General features: G+C 63.8%; 25 protein-coding genes, 4 tRNA genes and 1 other RNA gene. 11 read left to right on the forward strand and 19 right to left on the reverse strand.

What is annotated here, in order from left to right:
• Window positions 1–44: 44 nt before the first annotated feature.
• The 4 genes from ffs to L2Y96_RS14455 form a co-directional block, all read right to left on the reverse strand.
• Window positions 45–141, reverse strand: an RNA gene (gene ffs, locus L2Y96_RS14440) — signal recognition particle sRNA small type.
• 32 nt (window positions 142–173) lie between these two features.
• Window positions 174–264, reverse strand: a tRNA-Ser gene (locus tag L2Y96_RS14445).
• A gap of 81 nt (window positions 265–345) precedes the next feature.
• The gene (locus tag L2Y96_RS14450) at window positions 346–1,104 is read right to left on the reverse strand and encodes an MBL fold metallo-hydrolase (RefSeq protein WP_247327552.1); all 759 of its coding nucleotides are present in this window, start codon (window positions 1,102–1,104) and stop codon (window positions 346–348) included.
• A complete protein-coding gene (locus L2Y96_RS14455; protein ID WP_247327555.1) occupies window positions 1,101–1,826 on the reverse strand; it encodes a 3-deoxy-D-manno-octulosonic acid kinase in 726 nt (241 codons plus the stop codon). The genes L2Y96_RS14450 and L2Y96_RS14455 overlap by 4 nt, the downstream gene beginning before the upstream one ends.
• Before the next feature lie 45 nt (window positions 1,827–1,871).
• Here L2Y96_RS14455 and L2Y96_RS14460 point away from each other — a divergent pair, with 45 nt between their 5' ends.
• Window positions 1,872–2,951, forward strand: a complete 1,080-nt coding sequence (locus L2Y96_RS14460; RefSeq protein WP_247327558.1) for a glycosyltransferase family 9 protein — start codon at window positions 1,872–1,874, stop codon at window positions 2,949–2,951.
• Here the strand turns inward: L2Y96_RS14460 and L2Y96_RS14465 are convergent, their stop codons facing one another.
• Window positions 2,952–3,359, reverse strand: a complete 408-nt coding sequence (locus L2Y96_RS14465; protein WP_247327568.1) for a DUF6165 family protein — start codon at window positions 3,357–3,359, stop codon at window positions 2,952–2,954.
• A gap of 51 nt (window positions 3,360–3,410) precedes the next feature.
• Complete coding sequence (locus L2Y96_RS14470) at window positions 3,411–4,733, reverse strand: Nramp family divalent metal transporter (RefSeq protein WP_247327570.1); 1,323 nt, start codon at window positions 4,731–4,733, stop codon at window positions 3,411–3,413.
• Between the two features lie 115 nt (window positions 4,734–4,848).
• On the opposite strand from L2Y96_RS14470, the gene L2Y96_RS14475 reads away from it, so the two are divergent.
• Window positions 4,849–5,256, forward strand: coding sequence for a hypothetical protein (locus L2Y96_RS14475; protein WP_247327573.1), 408 nt, complete (start codon window positions 4,849–4,851; stop codon window positions 5,254–5,256).
• Between the two features lies 1 nt (window position 5,257).
• Here the strand turns inward: L2Y96_RS14475 and L2Y96_RS14480 are convergent, their stop codons facing one another.
• Window positions 5,258–5,923 carry a methyltransferase gene (locus L2Y96_RS14480; RefSeq protein WP_247327576.1) on the reverse strand — a complete coding sequence of 222 codons (666 nt, stop codon included), beginning with the start codon at window positions 5,921–5,923 and terminating at the stop codon, window positions 5,258–5,260.
• A 173-nt stretch (window positions 5,924–6,096) separates the two neighbouring features.
• Between L2Y96_RS14480 and L2Y96_RS14485 the strand changes: the two genes are divergently transcribed.
• Together L2Y96_RS14485 and L2Y96_RS14490 are read left to right on the forward strand one after the other, a co-directional pair.
• Window positions 6,097–6,339 carry a hypothetical protein gene (locus L2Y96_RS14485; RefSeq protein ID WP_247327579.1) on the forward strand — a complete coding sequence of 81 codons (243 nt, stop codon included), beginning with the start codon at window positions 6,097–6,099 and terminating at the stop codon, window positions 6,337–6,339.
• A gap of 80 nt (window positions 6,340–6,419) precedes the next feature.
• Entirely contained in the window at window positions 6,420–7,100 is a 681-nt protein-coding gene (locus L2Y96_RS14490) for an MgtC/SapB family protein (RefSeq protein WP_247327582.1), read from the forward strand.
• A 16-nt stretch (window positions 7,101–7,116) separates the two neighbouring features.
• On the opposite strand, the gene L2Y96_RS14495 is transcribed toward L2Y96_RS14490, so the two are convergent.
• Complete coding sequence (locus L2Y96_RS14495) at window positions 7,117–7,824, reverse strand: hypothetical protein (protein ID WP_247327584.1); 708 nt, start codon at window positions 7,822–7,824, stop codon at window positions 7,117–7,119.
• A 129-nt stretch (window positions 7,825–7,953) separates the two neighbouring features.
• On the opposite strand from L2Y96_RS14495, the gene L2Y96_RS14500 reads away from it, so the two are divergent.
• A complete protein-coding gene (locus L2Y96_RS14500) occupies window positions 7,954–8,169 on the forward strand; it encodes a hypothetical protein (protein ID WP_247327587.1) in 216 nt (71 codons plus the stop codon).
• A gap of 76 nt (window positions 8,170–8,245) precedes the next feature.
• Window positions 8,246–8,638, forward strand: coding sequence for a hypothetical protein (locus L2Y96_RS14505; RefSeq protein ID WP_247327589.1), 393 nt, complete (start codon window positions 8,246–8,248; stop codon window positions 8,636–8,638).
• 20 nt (window positions 8,639–8,658) lie between these two features.
• Here L2Y96_RS14505 and L2Y96_RS14510 read toward each other — a convergent pair.
• Window positions 8,659–8,748: transfer RNA gene (locus L2Y96_RS14510), tRNA-Ser, on the reverse strand.
• A 145-nt stretch (window positions 8,749–8,893) separates the two neighbouring features.
• Here L2Y96_RS14510 and L2Y96_RS14515 point away from each other — a divergent pair.
• Window positions 8,894–9,601 carry a PP2C family protein-serine/threonine phosphatase gene (locus tag L2Y96_RS14515; RefSeq protein WP_247327591.1) on the forward strand — a complete coding sequence of 236 codons (708 nt, stop codon included), beginning with the start codon at window positions 8,894–8,896 and terminating at the stop codon, window positions 9,599–9,601.
• Window positions 9,602–9,672: 71 nt separating this feature from the next.
• Here the strand turns inward: L2Y96_RS14515 and dnaQ are convergent, their stop codons facing one another.
• Genes dnaQ through L2Y96_RS14530 form a run of 3 tightly spaced genes read right to left on the reverse strand, consistent with a single transcriptional unit; the run spans window position 9,673 to window position 11,551 of the window.
• On the reverse strand, window positions 9,673–10,398 hold the full coding sequence (gene dnaQ, locus L2Y96_RS14520) for a DNA polymerase III subunit epsilon (protein ID WP_247327603.1): 726 nt from the start codon (window positions 10,396–10,398) through the stop codon (window positions 9,673–9,675).
• Window positions 10,395–10,850 (reverse strand): ribonuclease HI, encoded by a 456-nt coding sequence (gene rnhA / locus L2Y96_RS14525; protein ID WP_247327606.1) that lies wholly within the window; start codon window positions 10,848–10,850, stop codon window positions 10,395–10,397. The genes dnaQ and rnhA overlap by 4 nt, the downstream gene beginning before the upstream one ends.
• Window positions 10,851–10,858: 8 nt before the next feature.
• Window positions 10,859–11,551, reverse strand: a complete 693-nt coding sequence (locus L2Y96_RS14530; RefSeq protein WP_247327608.1) for a methyltransferase domain-containing protein — start codon at window positions 11,549–11,551, stop codon at window positions 10,859–10,861.
• Window positions 11,552–11,718: 167 nt separating this feature from the next.
• On the opposite strand from L2Y96_RS14530, the gene gloB reads away from it, so the two are divergent.
• From gloB to L2Y96_RS14550, 4 genes are all read left to right on the forward strand, one after another.
• The gene (gene gloB / locus L2Y96_RS14535) at window positions 11,719–12,486 is read left to right on the forward strand and encodes a hydroxyacylglutathione hydrolase (RefSeq protein WP_247327610.1); all 768 of its coding nucleotides are present in this window, start codon (window positions 11,719–11,721) and stop codon (window positions 12,484–12,486) included.
• Complete coding sequence (locus L2Y96_RS14540) at window positions 12,483–13,745, forward strand: transglycosylase SLT domain-containing protein (RefSeq protein ID WP_247327612.1); 1,263 nt, start codon at window positions 12,483–12,485, stop codon at window positions 13,743–13,745. Before gloB ends, L2Y96_RS14540 begins: the two co-directional genes overlap by 4 nt.
• 163 nt (window positions 13,746–13,908) lie before the next feature.
• Window positions 13,909–14,052, forward strand: coding sequence for a hypothetical protein (locus tag L2Y96_RS14545; RefSeq protein ID WP_247327614.1), 144 nt, complete (start codon window positions 13,909–13,911; stop codon window positions 14,050–14,052).
• A gap of 53 nt (window positions 14,053–14,105) precedes the next feature.
• Window positions 14,106–15,284, forward strand: a complete 1,179-nt coding sequence (locus L2Y96_RS14550; protein WP_247327616.1) for a YcaO-like family protein — start codon at window positions 14,106–14,108, stop codon at window positions 15,282–15,284.
• Between the two features lie 35 nt (window positions 15,285–15,319).
• Here L2Y96_RS14550 and fabV read toward each other — a convergent pair whose 3' ends face one another.
• The 7 genes from fabV to clpX all read right to left on the reverse strand — a co-directional run bounded on the left by fabV (window position 15,320) and on the right by clpX (window position 23,423).
• Window positions 15,320–16,546, reverse strand: coding sequence for an enoyl-ACP reductase FabV (gene fabV / locus L2Y96_RS14555; protein ID WP_247327618.1), 1,227 nt, complete (start codon window positions 16,544–16,546; stop codon window positions 15,320–15,322).
• Window positions 16,547–16,675: 129 nt separating this feature from the next.
• Window positions 16,676–18,586 carry a SurA N-terminal domain-containing protein gene (locus L2Y96_RS14560; RefSeq protein ID WP_247327620.1) on the reverse strand — a complete coding sequence of 637 codons (1,911 nt, stop codon included), beginning with the start codon at window positions 18,584–18,586 and terminating at the stop codon, window positions 16,676–16,678.
• Between the two features lie 86 nt (window positions 18,587–18,672).
• Window positions 18,673–18,749 (reverse strand) — tRNA-Asp (locus L2Y96_RS14565).
• Between the two features lie 9 nt (window positions 18,750–18,758).
• Window positions 18,759–18,833 (reverse strand) — tRNA-Val (locus L2Y96_RS14570).
• 16 nt (window positions 18,834–18,849) lie between these two features.
• The gene (locus tag L2Y96_RS14575) at window positions 18,850–19,122 is read right to left on the reverse strand and encodes an HU family DNA-binding protein (protein WP_247327622.1); all 273 of its coding nucleotides are present in this window, start codon (window positions 19,120–19,122) and stop codon (window positions 18,850–18,852) included.
• Window positions 19,123–19,455: 333 nt separating this feature from the next.
• The gene (lon, locus tag L2Y96_RS14580; RefSeq protein WP_247327624.1) at window positions 19,456–21,963 is read right to left on the reverse strand and encodes an endopeptidase La; all 2,508 of its coding nucleotides are present in this window, start codon (window positions 21,961–21,963) and stop codon (window positions 19,456–19,458) included.
• Between the two features lie 170 nt (window positions 21,964–22,133).
• Window positions 22,134–23,423, reverse strand: a complete 1,290-nt coding sequence (clpX, locus tag L2Y96_RS14585) for an ATP-dependent Clp protease ATP-binding subunit ClpX (protein ID WP_247327626.1) — start codon at window positions 23,421–23,423, stop codon at window positions 22,134–22,136.
• Between the last annotated feature and the right edge of the window lie 82 nt (window positions 23,424–23,505).

A 23,505-nucleotide genomic window follows, 5' to 3' on the forward strand; every position in this document is an offset into this window, starting at 1 on the left:
AAGGAGACAGGGCTGGCGAAAGCGCTGGCCCGAAAAGGCGATGACCCTGCCAGCCACACCCCGGCACCCGAATCATCCGCTACCGTTGCTTCCTTCCGGACCTGGCGGAGTTTACGGACTATCGTCGCGGGGGGACCGACAGGGCCACCATAAAGACGTTAAAACTGAATAACTGGCGGAGAGGGCGGGATTCGAACCCGCGATACGCTATTAACGTATACACACTTTCCAGGCGTGCTCCTTAAACCACTCGGACACCTCTCCGCACTTGTACTACCTCTTCACCGGCTTCCGTCCCGGCAAAGAAGCGGAAGGATAACGGCATGCGGGGCCCCGCACAAGCGCCTAGCCCGCCGTGGGGCGTGCTGGCGGGGGTTCGGGAAGGGCCAGGCGCTCACTTGGCCGGGCGATCCGGTAGCCGCGCGCCTCCAGCGTCTCGCCGTCGGCGACACTGCCGTAGTGGTAGAGCGCCATCCGGGCACGGACCTCGCTGGTGTACTCACGTTCGAGGTCATCGACCCCGGTGTGCGATGGGTTGCCGACGACGCCGCAATCGTGGGCGATGAGTTCGCCGGAGGCGCCATGGAGGGCAAGCGCTTCGGGCACGGGCCGCGTATCGCCCGTGAAGACGAAGGAACCGCGCAGGCCCAGGCCGTAGGACGTGCCCTGCACGTGGTGCCGGGTGGGAAACACGTCGAACCACAGGCCTTCGTGCCAGAAACCGCGCGTGCACGGGACCAGATGGAAGGCCTCCCAGTAATTCACGCCACCCTCGGCCAGCGCACCCGGGTAGTCCGCCACCCTGCCCTGCAACCAGGGCAACAGGCCCGCGTGGAGAAAGACCTTGGTGCGGCCGCGCAGGGTTTCGTCGAACCACAGCCGGAAGAACAGCCGTTCCATGCCAGCCACATGGTCCATGTGGGTATGGGTGATGTAGAGCGCCGCGGGCGGTGCGCCGTACGTGTCCACGTAACGATCCAGGGTGTCGGGCCCGCAATCGACCAGCAGCAAGGGCCGGCCATCACGCTCAAGCACCACGGCCGAGGAGCCGAGTTCGACGGCGTGCGCCGCTCCGGTGCCGAGGAAACGGAGGTCGTAGCTCACGCGCGGAAACCCTCATCGTAGGCCTGGACCAAGGCAGGCCACAGGACCTCATCAAACATATCGCCCTCTTCGCGCGCGCCGATTTTCACCAGCGAGCGCTTCAACCGCGCGAGATTGGCGCGCCGCCAGCCCACCGCCGGGCGACGCAGGCGCCCACGGTCGAAATCGATCAGGTAGAGGCCATCGGCATTCACGAGAATATTGTGCGCATTCAGATCGGCATGCCATGCGCCTTCGCGGTGGAAGCGCGCCACGAGGCTGCCCACCTGCCGAGCCAGCGCCTCGTTGAAGGCGCCATCCGCCACGCGCTCCGCGAGCGTACGGGCCTCGGGGATCCGCAGCGTAATGAGGTCGGCGCGATAGCCCAGCCCCCCACGGACGTGCTGCGCCGCGACCGGCGGCGGTACGGGCAAGCCACGCCGCGCCAGCTCCGCCAACAGACGGAACTCACGACTGCTACGGGTGCGCTCGTGGCCCGTAAAAAGGTAGCTATCACCCAGCAATGCGGCCACCATGCCGCCACGGCGGTAGTGGCGCAGCACAGCCTCGCCCGCTGGCGTATCTATAATGGCGACGCCGCCCCGGCCACCCGGCTGGGCACGCAACGCGCCCTGGCTGGCCCACGCCTCAGGCGAGAACCAGCTGGCGTCGACTTGAGCTGCCCGGGCCGCGTCGAACAAAATCGTGCCGCCCGCGGCCTCCGTTACTCGTTGGTCTGTCATCTGAAGGGCCGCCCACCTGGCGGCCACCTATCCGGTAACCCGATCGTGTCCAGTCTAGCAAGCCGCCCCCTCCCGCCGGGAGATTCCAGCCTATGCATCCTGCGCACCTCGGCGATTGGTGATGTAACGCACGTCGTACCCCTCATCCGGACGCTGCAGGCTGCGGTGCCGCAGACCCGGCTGACCTGGATCGTCGGCAAGCTGGAGCAGAAGCTCGTGGGCGACCTGCCCGGCGTGGATTTCGTGCTGTTTGACAAGGGCAAAGGCCGCGAGGGCGTGCGCGCCGTGCGCGAGGCGCTGGCTGGCCGCCATTTCGACGCCTTGCTCCACATGCAGGTGGCGCTGCGCTCCAACCTGCTCAGCCTGGCGGTCAAGGCCGATCGTCGCATTGGCTACGACAAGGCGCGTTCCAAGGATCTCCACGGACTGTTCGTCAACGAACGCATCCCCGCCCGCACCGGCGAGCATGTGCTCGACGCGATGGCCAGCTTCATCGAGCCCCTTGGCCTGAAGCAGACCGAGGTGCGCTGGGATATCCCCGTGCCCGCCGACGCGCATGCCTGGGCGGCCGAGCAGTTGCCTGGCGACACGCCGACCTTGCTGGTGAGCCCCATGTCGAGCCATACGGTGCGCAACTGGCGTGTTGACCGCTATGCCGCCGTGATCGACCACGCCATGGCGCGTGGCATGCGCGTGGCGCTCGTCGGCGGGCCTTCACCCGCCGAACGCGAGCTGGCCGACCAGATCCTCGGCGCGGTGAAAACCGCCCCCATGGACCTCACGGGCAAGGACACCCTGAAGCGATTCATGGCCCTGCTCGCCCGGACGAGCATGATCCTTACGCCGGATTCCGGCCCGATGCACATGGCCAATGCGGCCGGGACGAAGGTGCTGGGGCTGCATGCCGCAAGCAATCCGCACCGCTCGGGTCCTTACTCCGACCGCCGCTGGTGCGTCGACAAATACGATGCCGCGTCACGGAAATTCTTCGGCAAACCGGCGGCCGAGATCCCCTGGGGCACCAAGATCGAGAAAGCCGGTGTCATGGATCTCGTCGAGGTGCCGGAGATGATCGACCGCTTTGAAGCCTGCGCGGACTTCCTGCAGCTTTCGCTGAAGCGTTGATCAGAACTTCGGCTTCGCGCCGTAATCCTTGTACGACTTCTCTTCCACCAGGGTGGAGCCGAGCTTCAGGTTGATCTCGCGCTTCACCGCGGCACGCTCGTCGTTTTCAAAGTACACGGAACGGGCGAGCTGGATGAAGTCGTTATCGAACTCCTGCGCCTTTTCCTTCACGCGGATGCGGTCTTCGATATCCCACAGGCGCTTGTTCACGGCCAGCAGGCGGCCCGTTTCGTCCTTGATATCGGTCTTGGAGGCCGCGTGGTTGGACCACGTGGTTTCAAGCAGTTCCAGCTCGTTGCGCACGTTGGCCAGCTTGGCCTCATCGGTGATTTCCTGGAGCTTGATCTGCAGGATGGTCATCTTGTCGATCAGCTCACCGAAGGACACCGGGGTTTCGATAAGGCTCATGTAAGGGTCTCCGTGAGGTTCAGGCGCGGCAGGTTAGCAGTTTTGCCGCCGCTACAGCGACACGGCACCGAAGGCGTCCAGGAGCAGGACCGCGTTCAATCCCAACACGACAAGGGCGGCCGTAGCGGCCAGCGTCGTCACAAGTGGGCCGATGGTGAACGCGCCCATGATGCGTCGCCGCGCGGCAAATCCGACCAGCGCGGCCATGGGAAATGGCAGCGCGATGCTCAGGGCGACCTGGCTCAGCACGAGCGCGCGCGTGGCGTCCACGCCCGCCGCGACCACCACGAAGCTGGGCACCATCGTCACCGCCCGGCGCAGCCACAATGGGATCCTGACGTCGACGAAGCCTTGCATGATCATCTGGCCGGCCATCGTGCCAACCACCGAGCTCGAGAAGCCCGACGCCACCAGCGATACGAGGAAGATGGTCGCGGCCGCACCGCCGAGCAATGGCACCAGTGTCTGGTAGGCGGTTTCGATCTTCGCGACATCCGGGTGCCCACCGTGGAACGCCCCCGCTGCCATGATCACCATCGCGATGTTGATCAACCCTGCGACCGCGAGCGCCAGCACCACTTCGATATTCGATACGCGAATGATCCGTTGCCGCTCGGGATCGTTCACGGGCCGGGCACGCCGCTCGGTCAGGCCGGAATGGAGGAATAGCGCATGTGGCATCACGGTGGCACCGATGATGCCTACCGCGAGGGCGACGGCCATCCCGTCGGGCAGGTCTGGCTTGAAGACATGCAGACCGACGGCCGCCCAATCCACGGGGGCGATAAACAGCTCCGCGAGGTAGGACAACCCGACCACGCCGACCAGGGCGCCAATGGTGAGCTCAAGACGCCGCGCGCCACGCCCTTCAAGCAGGAGCAGCAGATACGTGACGACACCGGTTATCACCATTCCCGCCAGCAAGGGCATGTGGAACAACAACGACAGGCCAATGGCGCCACCGAGGAATTCGGCCAGATCGGTCGCCATGGCGGCCAGTTCGCTGACCACCCACATGACCCACACCAGCGGGCGCGGCAGGTGCAGGCGGCAGAGCTGGGCGAGATTGCAGCCGGTGACGATACCGACGCGGGCCGACAAGGCCTGGAAGAGCATGGCCACCAGATTGGCCAGCACCACCACCCACAGCAGCGCGTAGCCGTAGCGCGCGCCAGCCTGGATGTTCGTCGCGAAATTACCCGGATCGATATAGGCGACGGAGACCACCACCGCCGGACCGGCAAACGGCGCCAGGGCGGCCAGCCCGCCACGTCGGCCGTCGAGGACGTCCCGCATCACCTGGGCATCGCGTGCCTGCCTGACGTCTTCTTTCACCCGGCCGCCTGCGTTTACGCACATCGCGTTCACGTTCATTACAGCCCGCTTCGCGTGCATGGGGCGTGCAAAACCTTGCGGTGCGTTGCGGCGCGCGGGCTTCGCAAGCCATCGACGCAGCGGGGCCTATATGTGCGGTGCCCCGGGAGCCTCCATGACCACCATCACTCGCCACATTCCCCGCATCGCGGGTTTCCATGCCGCCCACCAGGATGACATCGGCTTTTGCGTACTCGCGGAGCTGGATACCGCGCCGGGCGAACGCTGGCTCTCATTGTTTGCGGTGCGCTGCGACGACACCTTCTCGCGTCACACCTCGCCCGATATTCGTTGGGTCGAGGGCAGCATCTGGTTCCGGGTACCCTCGGCTGACCTTGTCAGCGAATACGCACGGCTGATCGTGAGCGCCGTGAACGCCGCCGGCCAGGATGAGGCGGAGGAACAGGCCCGCGAGGCAGAACGAGCTCGCGTACTGGCGCAGAAAACCCACGATCTCGATGACCTGCTGAACACGGTGAACGCCGCCCTCCCCGACTGGATGGAAGGGCAGCGCACGGCCTAGTTCAGGGCGAGGGACTCTTTGCGCTGAACAACGCCACGCAGCCGATCGTATCCACACGTACATCGTTAAACCGGCTGGCGAGGGCCAGGCGCAGGTCATCGAGCGAATCGCGTGCGTTACCGAAGATGCCCTTCTTGTTGTAGAAGCCCATCAGCTTCTGCGCCGCCCCGGACCGCGGCACGCCCTGGGCCAGAATGGTCGCGCCGAAGACCGTGCCGCCCGGCGCCAGCAAGGGGATCAGGTGATCGAAAACCACCGCCTTCTGCCGGATATCGCCGGCCAGGCAGTGCAGCAGGTACGTGACACCGATGGAGCCGTAAGTGTCCGCATGGCCCTCGATGGGCTTCAGCACATCCGCCACATGCGTGCTGGGCGCATAGCGCTCCACTCGCCGGGCGGCGGCAGCCAGCGCGTTCGGGTTGAGGTCCATCAGGGCGAGCCGCGGCGGCGCCGGGAAACGACAGTGATCCATGTACCAGCCGGTGCCCACGCCGACATCGAGGTGCGCATCGGTGACGTGCTTGTTGTACAGATCGAGGATCCGGCCGGTCGGGCAACGCCAGACCAGCGGGTTCGATAGCCGGAGTACGAGGGTGTCGTAGATCGCCAGGGTGGCCGGGGAATAGACGGACTGGCTGTCGTAAGTCTTTGAGGACGGGGCGGGCATGGGGAGCGCGGGTTCATGGGGGACTGCCAAGCGTCGCACGATGCCGTGCGATTCCTCCATATCGATTGCCGGAAATGTGCTTCACGTCCCCTTCTAACGCGCGTTACGTCGGCACGCTAAAGGCTGCACGGCCTCCGCCGATGTCTTCCGTACACCTCAGGAATTCACCTCCGATGCCGGTCCAGCATGCGCGCCACCAGAATTTACGCAAAGTTCTAATCCAGCTCGAACGTGAAGGCATCGAAGGCTATGCGGAACAGGCCGAACACCTCGGCAACGTTACCGCGGGGAAACTAGCCGCCATGGACCAGGGCGCGCCCATCGATGTCCTGTTCTCCGAACACGTGGAATGGGCACTCCACCGCCGCCGCGGCTGGATGGATGAACTCCACGAAGACGACCCCCTCGAAGCCTGAGGGTGTCGACCGAGCTCCGGTAGGAGCGCGCTTGCGCGCGATCCACACCCCCTAAACACCCCAAACGGTAGCGTGGCGGGATGATTACTCCCGTTGCGATCTTCCTGCGCCTGGCCGTCGCAGCCGCCCTAAGCGGCATCATCGGCATCAACCGTGGACGCCTCGAATGGACCGCCGGCCTCCGTACCCACATGCTCGTGGGTGTCGGTGCCGCCCTCGCCATCATCGTGTCCGCCTTCGGCTTCAACGACGTCCTCAGCAACGACCATGTCGTGCTCGACCCGTCCCGTATCGCCGCCCAGGTCATCAGCGGCATCGGCTTCCTTGGTGCTGGCACCATTCTTTTCGTAGAGCGCGACCAGATTGTCCGCGGGCTGACCACCGCAGCGAGTCTCTGGGCCGTGGCCAGCGTAGGCCTCGCTGCCGGCGCGGGCCTTTACTGGGGCGCCGCCATCGCCACGGGCCTGATCTGGATCATCCTCGCCATGCTCAAGCCGCTAGAACGCCGCCTCACCGGCAGGCGCGACCGACGCCCGCGCGTCGTCGCGACACTGAGCGGCGTCAACGCCCTCGCCGCTTGCGAAACCGTACTGGCGGAACAGCACCTGCCATTCACGAAAACCGTGCTGCGCCGCCAGCCGGATGGCGATGATCGGGTCACCATCCTTTTCGCCAAACCGGTGCGGCGCGAGCAGCTAGCTACGCTGGCAGATGCGATGCGTGGGGTTGACGGGATCAAGACGGTGACTTACGAGGGCTAGGCGACAAACTTGCGCATCAAGACAAATGATAGAAAGGCGGTGTCGATGTGTTCCGCATGAGCTCAATCGCCCCACCCTTCGCCTGGTAGGCGTAGGTGTCAGCAATCACCTGCCGCTCGACCAGCGCAGCAGCACGGTGAAAGGGCGTACCGGCATACCAGCTGTCGGGACGCGTACTTTCGACACCCTTCAAGAGGGAAACGAATCGCGTGGAGCGATCGATCGTGCTGCTCAGCTTGTCGTAGTGACGCCCTGGAATCCTGGTAGATGGATCCCGAAAGTCCTTGGGATCCAACACATCGACGGCAAGCTCGTTAAACATTCCAGCCAAACGTACAAGCTCGCTATCGCCATTCATTGACTCCTCAATCCAAATACGCGAGCGCTCATCCAGCGAATCGTCCACGACGGCGAGCCGGCCGTGATCGAGTTTCAGGTCAAAGGGCGTATCGGTGATGTCCGGTCGGATATCGCGCATCCTCGACATCGTCGCGTCCAGGCGCTGCCCAAACGATTGCAGAGTATTGCCGAGCGCCCAGTGCGTCCTGCTAAATATGTTGAACGCGTTGTAGTCCGGACTAGCGGCCTTTTCTGGCGCTGATGAACCGGATGAAAGAGCGCTTGACGTTTGCCCAGACGTTACTGATCGCTGCTGCCCGATGGCTGCTTGTTGATTTTGCAGGGCAGGCTTTGCGATCGATGTACCCAATCCAACGGCCATCATGGACGGTTACCCCGGAAAACTTCGCGGCAAACGTGGGTAGACGCCACCCCACCGTTGATCGAACCAAACAAAAAAGCTGCTACACGTTTCATCGTCGACCTCCTTCGCTACGGATCGTGAGGAGAGGTTATGCCGCTGATCGACGATGCACGCCGTGGCGTCTTCCGAAATATGCGTAAGGCAGCGGCGCCTGCGCGTGCAGGCAACGACGTGTCGCCGTGTCATCTTCACTCTTCCGGAGAACGTGAAGCATGTGCGGCCATTCATGTGGGCGAATACCTACAACGATCGGCGACGATCGCTGTCTTGCAAGAAACGTCGATGGCTTTATCGTTGATCGACTAGAACGCAACGGTCCGCGTTCCGGGCGCGCCGGAAACAACGATGGTGCACACGGCGACTCGATCAGAGGGAGTATCAGATGACGGCAATGCACACCGCGGCGCGATCGCGCTTCACCCTCAACGAGGCCGACACCGGCTCAACACCAGGCCATGCACACAGTCACGCAGCGAACCTCTGGCACAACACATCCGAGCGAATAACGAGCATCGAAGCCATCCTCCCGACACTGGCGACCAAGGCCGACATCAGCGAAGTCCGCGCGGATATCCATAAAGCCGACGCGTCGATACGAACCTGGATGATCGCCACTGTGATCGGTTTGTTCCTCGGCTTCGCCGGACTGTTTCTTGCCGTGAGCTCGTCGTTCAAAACGGCGCTGCCAACAGCATCATCGCCGGCCATGGCACCGCTGATCATTCAGGTGCCCGCCTACGCCAGCCTCGAACAGGCACAAAAAAGCCCGCATTGAGCGGGCTTCTTTGTAAATAGTGGCGGAGAGGGTGGGATTCGAACCCACGGTACGCTTACACGTACGCCTGATTTCGAGTCAGGTACATTCGACCACTCTGCCACCTCTCCGCAGGGTCGACGGCGGGCTGTGGGGCCTGCCGAGTCGGCAATCATAATGGGTCCGCCTCGCCGTGACAACAGGCTTTTGATGGGGCATGCTCGCGGGGCATTCGGGACGCTCCCGGCGCCCTCCCCCAAGCAGCCCAAGGCCACCATGATCGAGTTCGGACACGGCACGCACACCGGCCTCCGCCGGCAGCGCAACGAGGATTCTTACTACGCGGATGCCAGCCTGGGCCTGTTCCTGGTCGTCGATGGCATGGGTGGCCATCAGCATGGCGAGGTGGCCTCGGCCATGGCCCGCGATGGCGTGGTGGCGCAGGTCACCGCCGGCCAATCGCTGGTCGATGCGATCCAGCGGGTGAACGAGGCGCTGATCGCACGCTCCCGCGGCCTGCGCGATGCTCGCCCCATGGGCACCACGATCGCCGCGATCCGCGTGGCGGGCCGAACGTACGAAGCGGCATGGGTCGGCGATAGCCGGATCTACCGCTGGGCGGATGGCACCCTTGAGCGCCTTTCGCACGATCACTCGATCGTGGAAGCACTCGTGGAGGCCGGCGAATTGACCGAGGCGCAGGCGCAAAGCCATCCGCAGCGCAGCGTGCTCACCCAGGCGCTGGGCATCACCCTGCCGGAGCAGCTTCATATCGGCCTGGCTCGTGGCGAGCTCACCCCGGGCGCCCGGCTTTTGCTGTGCACCGACGGGCTGACCGATGACGTGGCTGACGAACGGATCGGCGAGATCGTGGCGCGCGCGGATATCGCTGCGCAGGAAGCCGTGGATCACCTCATTCTTGAGGCTCTGGCGGGTGCGGGGCGGGATAACGTGACGGCTATTTTGGTGCGTGTCGCGGGGTGAATCGCGCGCAAGCGCGCTCCTACAGGAGCCGCGGGTCCGTTGAAGCCATACGGACCCGCGCGAGGACGCTGTTAGTGGATGGTTTCGCCTGACTCGAGCTTGCGCCAGATGCTCTGGCCGCCAGCGGCTTTATCGAGGGCGTCGAGGCGCTTGTCGTGCAGCGCCAGTTCGTCGTCGGAAGCGCGTACCACCACCGGCCTGCGGCTGATGACGATGTCACCGAGTACATCGCCCTTCGCATTTTCCGCGTTCGCATCGAACACGAAGTCCAGGCCGACCTGGCCTGACGTCATCGCGACATAGACATCCGCCAGCAGCTGCGCATCGAGCAGGCCGCCGTGCAGGTCACGATGCGTGTTGTCGACGCCGAGGCGTTTGCACAAGGCATCCAGGCTGTTGCGCTGGCCGGGATACATCGTGCGCGCCATCGCCAGCGTGTCGAGCACGGTAGCGTGGTCGGTAACCTTGCCGTACTCCGGCCCAAGGCGGGCGAGTTCGGCATTGATGAAGCCCACGTCGAACGCCGCGTTGTGGATGATCAGCTCGGCGCCCTTGATGTAGGCGAGGAACTCTTCCACCTTGTCGCGGAAGAACGGCTTGTCGAGCAGGAACTCATCCTGGATACCCGTGACCTCGCGAGCGCCCTCGTCGATGGCGCGCTCCGGGTTGAGGTAGGTATGGAAGTGGTTGCCACTGGGGCGGCGGCCGATCAGTTCCACCGCACCGATTTCAATCAGGCGATGGCCAAGATGCGCTTCAAGGCCCGTGGTTTCGGTATCGAGGACGATCTGCCTCATGCCACCTTCCCCTTCTCCTTGAACACGATGGCCTGGTCACGCGCGGCGACGTCCACACGCTCGTTTTCCTCGTGGCCGTTGTGGCCCTTCACCCATTCCCACGTCACGGTATGAACCTGCGCGGCGGTATCAAGACGAACCCAGAGATCCTGGTTCTTCACCGGCTTCTTGTCGGCGGTCATCCAGCCATTGCGACGCCACTTGGGTACCCACTCCTGGAGGCCCTGCATGACGTACTTGGAGTCGGTCATGAGGTGCACCTTACACGGGCGCGTCAGCGCTTCGAGCGCCGAGATCGCACCCATCAGCTCCATGCGGTTGTTGGTGGTATCGGCTTCGCCGCCCGAAAGCATCTTCTCGATGCCCTTGGTACGCAGGAGGGCGGCCCAGCCGCCGGGGCCGGGGTTACCCAGGCAGGCGCCGTCGGTAAACGCTTCAACAAGATCAGTCATGGAGCTCTTCAACGAATGTGTTCACGGGCGTGGCGGCGCGCGCCGGAGGCGAACGTGCCGGGCACGGGTGCGGGCACCTCGGCCACGCGGGGCCGCAAGGGTACAGCCGCCGGGCGTTTTTTGCGCGCCACGAGGAGGTAACCGCCGCCGATGAGCGATTCGCCCATGGTGGCGCCACCGGCGCGCGGCCAGGCGCTGCCCAGCCGGCGCGGCATCGATAGTTCGAAATCGTCGCGGACCAGGCGCTGGCTCCACCACCACGGCCAGGTCAGGCGCGGGCGGGTGCCACGGGATTGCCGCGCCACCCAGGGCGACCACAAGCCAAGGGGATGGATGCCGGTAATGGCGATCATGCCGCCGGGCTCGAGGACCCGGATGGCCTCGTCAAGCAGGTTGTCCTGGCGGGCGGTCGTTTCCAGCGCATGGCGCAGCAAGACCACCCCGAAGGCCTCATCGGTGAAAGGCAGCGGCTCGAGGCCGCTCCCCAGCACATCCCCCTCCAGACGGGCTCCGGTGACGCGTACCGTCGCCCAGTGGCCCAGGAGCGGAATCGCCGGCGCCTCGGCGCCCAGTGCGGCCGTCAGGTGCAAACCATGGTCGCCCGTGCAGCGGTTGAGCAAGGGGGCGAGCACACGGTTTTCGTCCGCAATCAGCTTGCGGAGGTGGGGCGTCGCATAGATGTCGGAGACGAGGCCAGCCATGTGTGATCAGTGTAGTGAGGTTGAACCCCGGCCGCACGGGTTAACAACTCACTAACGAGCGGGAAATACCCGGCTGATATAGTCCGGCCGCCCCTGCCCCGCCTCCCGCGCGGGTGGCGGCCAAATCCTGGGTGTTCGCGCCCTATCGACGTCACGGAGTCCGCCCGATGCATTGGGTTCCCGTCGCGGCCTTGAGCGACAACTACATCTGGCTGGTCGCCGATGACGAGGGCAATGCTTTCGTCGTGGATCCCGGTGAAGCCGCCCCTGTCGAAGCTGCGCTGAAAGCGCGCGGCTGGACGCTGCGCGCGATCCTGCTCACGCACCACCACAACGACCACATCGGTGGCGTGTTCGACCTCGTGCGCGACCACGATGTGGAGGTGTATGCGCCGCTCGATACGCGCATTCCTTATAAGACCCAGATCGTGGGTGATGGCGATACGGTCACCCTTGAGTCGCCCGAAGCCACGTTCACGGTGCTGGACGTGCCCGGCCACACGAAGACGCACATCGCCTATGCCGGCGAAGGCTTCCTCTTCTGTGGCGACACGTTGTTCAGCGTGGGCTGCGGCCGTCTTTTCGAAGGCACCGCCGAGCAGATGCTCGCCGCGATGGACAAGTTCAGCCATCTGCCGCCGGAGACCCTGGTCTGCTGCGCGCACGAATACACCGCGGCCAATATCCGTTTCGCGCTCAGCGTCGATCCGGACAACGGCCCGCTGCGCCGCCGTCAGGATGAGGTGGCGCGCCTGCGTGAGGAGGGGCGCCCCAGCGTGCCCAGCCACCTCGCCGATGAGCTCGCCACCAACCCCTTCCTGCGCGTAGACAGCGAGGCGATCGCCCGCTGGACCGAGGCCCACGGCAAGGAACACGCCACGCGGGTGGAACGCTTTGCAGCGCTCCGCTCGGCCAAGGACACCTTCGCCGCATGAACGTATTGGTCCGACGGCTTTTGCCGACTCTTATGCCGTTGCTGCTTACCGCGTGCGCCGGAACGACGCCTCGTCCGTCCGCACCGATGGCCCCGCCGCCCGCACCGACCACCGTCGATACGGTGGAGAACGTGAATATGTCACCCAAGCTGGCGCGCCCCGCGCAGCCGGCGGATTTCTGGGGTGACATGCGCGACAGCTTCGCCATGCCGGGCTGCGAGGCCGATCCGCAGGTGATGGCGTGGGCCCATACCTACACGCGCATGCCCAATCGTTTCGAGCAGCAGGTGAATGAAGTACTGCCGCTCATCGTGTACGCACACAAGTCGGCGATGAAGCACAGCGTCGCGGGTGAATTCGCCCTGCTGCCGTGGGTGGAAAGCCAGTACCGCCACGTGCCCGGCGTCAAAAACCGCCCGGCCGGCATGTGGCAGATCATGCCGCAAACCGCACGCACGCTCGGCCTGCGCGTGGACAAGAATTACGACGAACGCCTGGACATCACCAAGTCCACCGAGTCGGTCATGTCGATGATGCGCCGTTATTACGACGATCTCGGCGACTGGCGCCTGGTGGATGTCGCCTACAACGCGGGCGAATTCGGGCTGAAGAAGACGATCGACAAGCACGGCGGCCCGACGGATGACGACGGCCTGCCCGATGTGCCGATGAAGGCGAATACCCGGGAACACCTGGTCAAGCTGATGGCCATGGCTTGCATCATCCGCGACCCGGCCCGCTTCAATGTCCAGTTACCGAAGCAGGATCGTGATGACGCCTTGCAGGTCGTGAAAGTGGATAGCCCGCAATCGCTTGCCCAGGCCGCGAAACAGTCGGGCTTGTCGATGAACGACCTGCGCGACTTCAATCCGGCCTTCCGCACGACGAAGGGCACGATCACCAACACCCTGCTGCTGCCGAAGTCAGCTGCGGACCAGTACAACCTCGGACCGGTCGATCCGGTCGCTGATGTGCCTGCCGCCGCCGATGACGTGGCGGACGCTGCGCCAGCGAAGGCAACCAAGGCATCGAAGAAGTCGAAATCGGTAGCCAAGGCCAGCACCACCAAGGGCAAGGCCAAAGCGGTAACGAAGGGCGACGATGCAAAGCTCATCGCCTACAAGGTGAATAACGGCGAATCGCTGTGGACCATCGCGCGCCGGCACCAGGTGAGCGTCGAGCAGATCATGAAGTGGAACGATCTCGACACCGCGGCGGTCAAGCCCGGCCAGGTACTCAAGCTCACCGCCTCGCGCTAAAGCAGCTGCTGTGTGCATCAGACTTGGGCTGATGCACCACCCTCCTTCGCCTACGCGCCTTCATGGCGTGCGCCCACATACGCATACGGCCAGCTCACGCATCCTTTCCTGGCGCTAGAGGACTTTCCCTCTGGTGCATAACCCTCAGAAAAGGAGCAGAACCATGGGTCAGGACTTGCCGCGCTTTGTGCACTTCGAAGCCGAATCGTATGCCGTCGACTACCCGGCATCGGGCCAGGTGAAGCCAGCAACGCCGAAGGTGGAGCAGCTCACCGATGTGGAACTCAACGCCGTCACCGGTGACTGAGTGACTGCAGGGGCGGCACGCCCGCCCCTGCTTGCTCGCAAGGAAGCACGACCATGATTCCGTTCGAACGGGACGTCCCCATCGCCGATGCGATGGCACGCGTCGCTGACACCATTCATCGCCATGGCCTGCACGCCGTCTCCGCCACCTTCGGCGACGCGCTATGCACGGTCGAGGTCGAATTGCGCCGCGCCGACGGCACGACCGTCGCGACGGGGCACGGCAAGGGCAACCCGACCACCGCGAGGGTCGGGGCCATGTTTGAAGCGCTGGAACACTACCTAAGCCTGTTCCATCCCGAGGCGTTCCGCTGCACCCCCATCCCCGTGGATGCCGTGTGCGAAGGCCTGGGAGAAGGGATCGATGCCCTGCTACGTGCACAGGCAGGGCGCGCCGTGGGGTGCCGCATGTATCGGCATCTTATCGATGGCACAGCGGCCTACATACCGCTTGCGTTGGCGCAACCGCGCTACGTTCGCCAGGCACACCCGCGCGACACGTTCGATTACCACGGCCTGGAGCGCTATGCCTCCAACAGCGGTACGGCGATTGGCTCGACAGATGCCGAGGCCAGCTTGCACGCGATTAATGAATGCATCGAACGTGATGATGTCTCTCGCTGGCTCCATGCCCACTTCCACACCCTGAGCGATGCGCCGCTGCGTCTCGTTGCACGCGCGACATGCGATGCGGCCATGGAATACGCGTGGCGAGCTGCCGAAGCCGCTCTCGACGATGACATCATCCTGGTGGATGTCGGACGGCATGCGGGGACCACGAGCCGAATGGCGTTCTCGGCGCATTGGCCTCATGACGTGCATCTGTACGGCGCAGGAAGCTCGATGTGCCCCGCGCACGCGAGCGAGCGCGCACTGGCGGAACTGGTGCAACAAGCGATTCGCTCAAAGGGCACGCCGCTCATGGACGCCTATGCGCAACAGGTGGTGGCGCGCGTGGAAGCCTGGCCCCGCCTTGCGCGCGCCTGCCGGGCAGACCTGCCGCTACGGCTACGTGATGCTGCTGTTATTCAGGTGGGCGCCGGGGAAAGGCTCGCCTGGCAAGCGCCTGCGGTCATGCTGCAACAGACGACGGCCGCACTGGCCGCCGAGGGCTACGCGCCTATGGCCTGCATGATCCCCACGGGTGGAGAGGTGTCGCTATGCAGCGTCATCATCCCTGGGTTCTCACGTTACTACCTGGTGGGCAATGGCATCCCCGTGGCGCCCCACTAGGGCGCCACGGATAACACCGCTTATCGTGGTACGGCTTACAGCTGCACGACATCCCACTCTTGTACGTCGGGCGAGATGTCTTTGTCGTAATCCACGCCCTTGGCTTCGAAGCCAAAGAGCTTGATGAACTCGTGCTTGTAGCCGGCGTAGTCGGTCTCAGCGAACAGGTTCGCCGTGGTCACCTTCGGCCAGAGGGCCTTGCACTCGGCCTGCACATCGTCGCGCAGCTCCCAGTCGTCCAGACGCACGCGGCCTTCCGGATCGGTCTCGGCCGGCTTGCCATCGGTACGGTAGAGGCGATCGTGGAACAGACGGTTGATCTGCTCGATGCAGCCTTCGTGGAGGCCCTTGGCCTTCATGATCTTGAAGACCATGGAGACATAGAGCGGAATCACCGGAATGGCGGAGCTGGCCTGCGTCACGACCGACTTCAGCACGCCCACGTACGAGCGCAGGTGGAGACCCGCATGGCGTGCGCCCAGTTCGTGCGCCGTACGCTCAAGGTGCTCCTTGGCGAGGCCCAGGGTGCCACGACGGTACATGGGCCACGTCGTCTCCGTGCCGATGTAGCTGTACGCGATGGTCGTGGCGTGGTCGGCGAGCACACCCGCCTTCGCCAGCGCGTCGATCCACAGCGCCCAATCCTCGCCACCCATGACGGTGACGGTGTCTTTCTTTTCCTGCTCGGTGGCGGGCTCGACCGTGGCTTCGACCACTTCGTTCTTGTTGGTGTCGACCGACGAAGCCTTGAATACTTCGCCCACGGTCTTCAGCGCCGAACGCACGACGGTGCCCGGCTCGCCCATCGTCGTGCCCTCCGGCAGCTTGCGCACGGGCGAGGCCAGCGAATAGACGACGAGATCGACCTTGCCGCCCATCTCGTTCTTGATGATCTCGATGACCTTGTCGCGCGTCTCGTTGGCGAACGCATCGCCATTGATCGACTTCGCGAAAAGGCCGGCCTTGCGCGCAAGCTTGTCGAAGGCGAAGGCGTTGTACCAGCCAGCGGTACCCGTTTTGGTTTCGCTGGAGGGCTTCTCAAAGAACACGCCAAGGGTATCGGCGCCCTGGCCAAACGCAGCCGTGATGCGCGACGCCAGGCCGTAGCCGGTGGAGGAACCAATGACCAGCACCTTCTTCGGGCCCTGGGCGAAGGTGCCGCTGGCCTGGGTGATGGCGATCTGCTCTTCGACGTTCTTCTCGCAGCCGACCGGATGGGCGGTGGTGCAGATGAAGCCACGAACCTTGGGTTGAATGATCACGGGTTGTCCCTTTGACGCGATAAGACCGCCATTCTAAATCGGGATGCGGTCCATGCGCTCCCGCATGTTGCGGGGCAAAAAAAACCCGCCGGCGAGGGCGGGTTTTTCGTGGGCCGGAACGCGCCTGGCTTAGAGGCGATCGTTCGCGACCGTGATCTTTGCCTTGGCGCGCAGGGCGTCCACGTATTCCAGAGTGACGGCGCGCGCCATGGCGTCCATCATCTGGCCACGCAGGGCACCACGGGTGGCCTTCTCGACCTTGGCGGGGTCACCGTCGGTGACCTTGTCTACGGCGACCACGGCATAGGTGCCATTGCCCACATCGACGGCGGTCCACGAAGGCTTGCCATCCACCGGGTGCGGCAGCGAGAACAGCTCGCGCAGGATCGCCGGCGGCACGTCCTTCACGTCGCCCAGCTTGCTGCGGGTAAGACCCGTGGCGGTCTGCACCGGTGCCTTGGCAAGGGCCGCGGCGTCGCCGCCCTTGGCCAGCTGTGCGATCAGCTCGTCAGCCTGCTTCTTCGACTGGGCGTCCACGCGCTCGTCGAGGATGCGCTGGCGGATGACTTCCTTGACGCTGGCGAGATCCTGCGGGGCAGCCGCATTGTGCTTGGCAAGGTGCATGACGATGGCATCGCCCTGCCCAACCTGCACGAGCGACGAGTTGTTGCCCTGGTTCAGCACGTCATCGGCAAACGCGGCCTGGATGAACTTCGGATCCTGCGGAATGCCTTCGCCGCCCTTGTGGCCGAACAGCGGGCTCGTCTTGATCTCGAGGCCCAGTTCCTTCGCGGCCGCATCGAGCGAACCCGGGTTGCGCTCGGCGAGGTCGGCGAGCTGGCCGGCCTTCTCGTTGTAGAGGCGCTCACCCTCGGCCTTGGTCCAGTCACCGGCCAACTGGCCGCGGACTTCTGCGAACGGCTTGGCATCACCTTCGCGCGCATCGCGCAGCCAGATGATGTGGTAGCCCTCGTCCGGCGAAAGGATCGGCTCCTTGCTGACTTCACCCTTCTTCATGGCGAACAGCGCGGCATCGAAGGCCGGGTTGGTCACGCCCTTTTCGAGCCAGCCGAGATCGCCGCCCGTACGCTTGGAGCCCAGATCGTCCGAGTTCTCGGCGGCGAGCTTCGCGAAGTTCTCCGGCGTAGCTTCGGCGGCGATCTTCTTCGCCTTCTCGAGCGCGGCCTTCTGCTGGTCGGGCGTCGCGTTCTTCGGCACGTTGATGAGGATGTGCGACGCCATGCGCTGCTCGGGCTGGGCGTAGCGCTGCTTGAACTTGTCGTAGTACTCGTGGAGCTGCGCATCGGTGGGCTCGCCCACCTTCAGATCTGCCTGCTTCACTTCGAGGTACTGCACGGAGACCTGCTCCGGCGTGGTGTAGTCCGCGATGTGGGACTTGTAGAACGTGTCGATGTCGTTGTCAGCCACGTTCGTGTCGGCCAGCACCGGGCGCGGCAGGCTGACGAAACGAACGTCGCGCTGCTGGTCGTGCAGGCGGAAGAAGTTATCGATATCCGCATCGCTGACCAGCGTGGTGGCCGAAATGGCCTCCGGCAGCATCTGCGTTGCCAGGCTGGAGCGGATCTTGGCTTCGTACATCGCCGGCGTCATGCCCTGCGAGGCGAGCACGGCGCGGTAGGTGCCCGGATCGAAGCGGCCATCGACCTGGAAGCCCTGGTCGGTGCCAATCGTGTCGCGCACAGCCAGATCGGAGACGGCGAGGCCGAGATCCGTGTTGGCCTTCTGCAGGAGCACCTGGTTGATCATGCCTTCCAGGACCTGCTGCTTGATCTCGGGCTTTTCGAGATCGGCCACCGTGTACGGCGAGTTCGGATTAGCCGCGAGCTGCTGGCGCAGTTCGGTCAGGCGGTTCTGCCAATCCTGCTGCGAGATCTCGTGATCGTCGACCTTGGCTACGAACGTATCCTGGTGCGAGACGAAATACGACTCGATGCCGAAGAAGGCGACGGCGAAGACGCAGATGCCAAGGACGATGGCAGCGGGCCAACCGTGGATCTTGTTACGCAGGGCTTGCAGCATGATGCGACTCGCACAGGTGGCACCGGCAAACCGTTGCCGGCGGTAGATAAAACAAAGGCGCCACACGGGCGCCTTTGCAGGACGATTGGCGGAGTGGACGGGACTCGAACCCGCGACCTCCGGCGTGACAGGCCAGCATTCTAACCGACTGAACTACCACTCCACTTCCCGTTGGTGGGTGCTGAGGGGATCGAACCCCCGACCAGCGCCGTGTAAAGGCGACGCTCTACCGCTGAGCTAAGCACCCGGCAACGGTAAGCCGTTTAGTTTACGTGATCCTTGAGCGCCTTACCAGCGGTAAAGGCCGGAACCTTCGACGCCGGGATCTTGATCTCTTCGTTCGTGCGCGGGTTGCGGCCCGTGCGAGCGGCGCGGCTGCGCACCTTGAACGTGCCGAAGCCCACGATGGCGACGTCGCCGCCGCTCTTCAGGCCTTCCTTCACCGCTTCGATGAAAGCCTCGAGCGCGCGGCCGGCATCGGCCTTCGACAGCTCGGACTTCTCAGCAATAGCAGCGACGAGTTCGGTTTTGTTCATTACGTGACTCCCTAAAGGTAATTCGGAACGCCGGACGGCGATCCCGGACGAAAATACGTCAGGTCAACGGACCTGCCATGGGCATGATCGGCGACCCCGCGATGCATGGCGCCCTTGCGGCGCGGGCGATGGCGGTGTGGCCTTTATACCAGCGCCCTCCCCCCGCCGCAACACGAGCAATACCAACGTTTTCAGCGCGAGTGCATCATTCGGGGAGGCTTGCGTTCGTGGTGAAAAAAGATTATCGCGGGTAGTTAATGACAGGTTAGCGAAAATAAAAAGGGCGCACTTGTGGTGCGCCCTTTTGCCGCTACGACGGCACGTTACGTCAAATCAATGCGTAAGCGACGGGGAATTCTTCCCCTTGCCACCCTTGCCTGATTTGCGGGTTACCTCAACCGGCTTGCCATCCGCCGCCTTGCTGGGGCCCAGAGGGCGCTCCAGTGCGAGATCGAGCACTTCGTCGATCCACTTCACCGGATGGATCTCCAGCGAACTGGTGATGTTCTCCGGCAGATCGACGAGGTCCTTGCGGTTCTCTTCGGGAATGATCACGGTGGTGATGCCACCACGATGCGCCGCAAGCAGCTTTTCCTTCAGGCCACCGATCGGCAACACACGACCGCGCAAGGTGATCTCGCCGGTCATGGCCACTTCGGAACGCACCGGCACCTTGGTGAGTGCCGACACCAACGCGGTGCACATGGCGATACCCGCGCTCGGGCCATCCTTCGGCGTCGCACCTTCCGGCACGTGAATGTGGATGTCGAGCTTCTCGTGGAAATCCGGCTCGATACCAAGACCCGCGGCGCGTGCACGCACGACGCTGAGTGCGGCCTGGATCGATTCCTTCATCACATCGCCAAGCTGGCCGGTGTGGACCAGACGGCCCTTGCCCGGGACGACCGAGGCTTCGATGCTGAGCAGATCGCCACCGACCTGCGTCCATGCGAGGCCCGTCACCAGGCCCACTTCGTTCTGCTGCTCGGCGCGGCCGAAATCGAAGCGGCGCACGCCGAGATAATGGTCGAGATTCGCGGCATCGACACGCACCTGGCCGGGCGCAGCTACCTTGCCCTTCGCGGACTTCGCAGGCGCCTTGGCAGGCTTGGCCTTCGCGCTCGCCGGCACCGTGCCCAGCGCAAGCTCCTTCACCACCTTGCGGCAGATCTTGGAAATTTCGCGCTCGAGGTTACGCACGCCGGATTCGCGCGTGTAGTAACGGACGATGTCACGCACCGCGTCTTCCGCGATGGACAGCTCATCCACCTTCAGACCATTGGCCTTCAGCTGCTTCGGCAGCAGGTACTTCTGCGCGATGTTGAGCTTTTCGTCTTCGGTGTAACCCGGGATGCGGATCACTTCCATGCGGTCGAGCAGCGGGCCCGGGATGTTGAGCGAGTTAGCCGTAGCCACCCACATCACTTCCGACAGGTCGAGATCGACTTCGAGGTAGTGGTCGTTGAACGCGTGATTCTGCTCCGGGTCGAGCACTTCGAGCAGCGCCGAGGACGGATCGCCACGGAAATCCATCGACATCTTGTCGATTTCATCGAGGACGAACAGCGGGTTCTTCGTGCCAACCTTGTTGAGGTTTTGCACGATGCGACCCGGCATGGAACCGATGTAGGTACGGCGATGGCCACGGATCTCGGCCTCGTCGCGCACACCACCCAGGCTCATGCGGACGAACTTGCGGTTCGTGGCCTTGGCGATGGACTGGCCGAGCGAGGTCTTGCCGACGCCAGGCGGGCCGACGAGGCACAGGATCGGGCCCTTCATGGTATTTACGCGCTGCTGCACCGCCAGGTATTCAAGGATGCGCTCCTTGACCTTCTCCAGGCCAAAGTGATCCGCATCGAGGGTTTCCTGTGCGAGGGCGAGATCCTTCAGGACCTTGCTGCGCTTCTTCCACGGCACGCCCACCACCCAATCGAGGTAGTTGCGCACGACCGTGGCTTCCGCCGACATCGGCGACATCTGCTTGAGCTTGTTGAACTCCTGGCGCGCCTTCGCGAGTACCGGCTTCGGCATGCCCGCGTTGTCGATCTTCTTCTGGAGTTCTTCGATCTCGTTGGTACCTTCCTCACCCTCACCCAGTTCCTTCTGGATGGCCTTCATCTGCTCGTTGAGGTAGTACTCGCGCTGGCTCTTCTCCATCTGCGACTTCACGCGGCCGCGGATGCGCTTCTCGACCTGCTGCAGATCCATCTCGCCATCGACGAGGCCGATGAGCAGCTCAAGGCGCTGGCCAACGTCGGAGGTCTCGAGGACTTTCTGCTTGTCCGCCATGCGCACGGAGAGGTGCGCGGCGATCGAGTCGGCCAGGCGCGACGGATCGTCGATGCCGGACAGCGTCGCAAGAATTTCCGGCGGCAGTTTGCGGCTCTGCTTCACCAGCTGCTCGAAGAGCGAGACCAGCGAGCGCGAAACCACATCGAGCTCACGCTCACTACCGGTGTAGATGGGCTCAATGACGCGGGCACGGCCGCGCATCATGCCGGCATCGTCCTCGAACGATTCGACCTGCACGCGCGACTGGCCCTCGACGAGCACCTTGACGGTGCCATCGGGAAGCTTCAGCAGCTGTAGCACACCCGCCAGCGTACCGACCTGATGCAGGTCTTCAACGGACGGATCATCGATATCCGGGCTCTTCTGCGCAACGAGGAGGATCTGCCGTTCGCCTTCCATCGCCTGTTCCAGCGCGCGCATGGATTTGTCGCGCCCGACGAACAGCGGGATGACCATGTGCGGGTAGACGACGACATCGCGCAGGGGGAGGACCGGCAACAGGTCCAGCGCGGCTCCGCTCGTGGTTTGGCTGCGATTCTTCGCCATGTGTCTGGGATTTCCCTCAAAGAGTTGGGGTTCGCCCCGACACTGCGCCGGAGCTACCATGGTAGTCAAGTGGAGGTTCGCGAAGGGACCATCAAGGGCCAGGCCTACATACAAAAACGGCCCCGGCGCTATAAGGCGCCGGGGCCGCTGGATAGCCACGCCTGGAAGCGTCAGGCGGCGTCGCCGCCCTCGCCCGCGATCCGCTGCTGCAGATTGCCGCGGTAGATCAGGTACGGCTCAGCCTGGCCATCAATGACGGCATCGTCGACCACGACCTTGCTGACGTGCTCAAGCGACGGCAGTTCGAACATGGTATCGAGCAACACCTGCTCCAGGATGGTGCGAAGACCGCGTGCACCCGTCTTCCGCTTCAGTGCGCGCTTGGCGATCGCCGAAAGGGCTTCCGGGCGGAACTCCAGCTCGGCGCCTTCCATATCGAACAGCTTGCGGAACTGCTTGGTGACAGCGTTCTTCGGCTCGGTGAGGATCTGGATCAATGCGGCCTCGTCGAGCTCATCCAGCGTCGCGACCACCGGCAGGCGGCCCACGAACTCAGGGATAAGACCGAAACGGACCAGATCGGCCGGTTCCACTTCCGACAGCATCTTGCCGACGTTCTCGGTGCGCTCCTTCGAGCGGACCTCGGCGCCGAAGCCGATGCCGGTGGTCTCGGAACGCTGCTGGATCACCTTCTCCAGGCCGGCAAACGCGCCGCCGCAGATGAAGAGGATGTTGCGCGTATCGACCTGCAAGAACTCCTGCTGCGGGTGCTTACGGCCACCCTGCGGCGGAACGGAGGCAAGCGTGCCTTCGATCAGCTTGAGGAGTGCCTGCTGCACGCCTTCGCCGGACACGTCGCGGGTGATCGACGGGTTTTCGCTCTTGCGCGAAATCTTGTCGATTTCATCGATGTAAACGATGCCGCTCTGCGCCTTTTCGACGTCGTAATCGCACTTCTGCAGAAGCTTCTGGATGATGTTTTCGACATCTTCACCGACATAGCCGGCTTCGGTCAGCGTCGTGGCATCCGCGATGGTGAACGGCACGTTGAGCAGGCGGGCCAGCGTTTCCGCCAGCAGCGTCTTGCCCGAACCGGTCGGACCGATCAGGAGGATGTTCGACTTGCCGAGTTCGACTTCGTCGTTCTTCTGGCGCGATTCCATGCGCTTGTAGTGGTTATAAACGGCAACAGACAGCGCCTTTTTGGCACGAGTCTGGCCGACCACGTACTGGTCAAGCGCTTCCATGATTTCGCGCGGCTTCGGAAGCTGGGTACGGCCGGAGGCCGCCTTTTCTTCCAGTTCCTCGCGAATGATGTCATTGCACAGCTCAACGCATTCGTCGCAGATGAACACGCTGGGGCCGGCGATCAGCTTGCGCACTTCATGCTGGCTCTTGCCGCAGAAGGAGCAGTACAGAATCTTGCCGTCGTTGGAACGGCCTTGCCGCTCGTCGCTCATGCTTTGGGCCCTACTGAGAATCCAGATGCGCTTTGAGAATAGCACAGCACCCCGCCCCGGGAAGCCGGGGCGAAGTGCTGGA

The sequence above is a fragment of the Luteibacter aegosomaticola genome, from assembly GCF_023078475.1.
GTDB classification, from domain to species: Bacteria; Pseudomonadota; Gammaproteobacteria; order Xanthomonadales; family Rhodanobacteraceae; genus Luteibacter; species Luteibacter aegosomaticola.